Origin of the sequence: Bacillus cereus group sp. BfR-BA-01356, from assembly GCF_022663635.1 — a bacterium.
Lineage (GTDB): Bacteria > Bacillota > Bacilli > Bacillales > Bacillaceae_G > Bacillus_A > Bacillus_A cereus.
The window spans coordinates 1-296 of record NZ_JAKUFX010000307.1 but is presented as its reverse complement, the minus strand read 5'-3'; the positions used below and the strand labels follow the sequence as shown (position 1 = coordinate 296).

Genomic DNA, 296 nt, shown 5'->3' with positions numbered 1-296 from the left:
CCTTTTTGGAGCCAGCCGCCTAAGGTGGGACAGATGATTGGGGTGAAGTCGTAACAAGGTAGCCGTATCGGAAGGTGCGGCTGGATCACCTCCTTTCTATGGAGAATTGATGAACGCTGTTCATCAATAAAGTTTCCGTGTTTCGTTTTGTTCAGTTTTGAGAGAACTATCTCTCATATATAAATGTATGTTCTTTGAAAACTAGATAACAGTGTAGCTCATATTTTTTAATTTTTAGTTTGGTTAAGTTAGAAAGGGCGCACGGTGGATGCCTTGACACTAGGAGTCGATGAAGG

The 296-nt window shown here is 41.9% G+C and carries 1 rRNA gene; it reads left to right on the top strand.

Features of this window, described 5'->3' with window-relative positions:
- Positions 1 to 96, top strand: a 16S ribosomal RNA gene (locus MR168_RS33180); the annotation flags it as partial.
- Positions 97 to 296 lie beyond the last annotated feature (200 nt).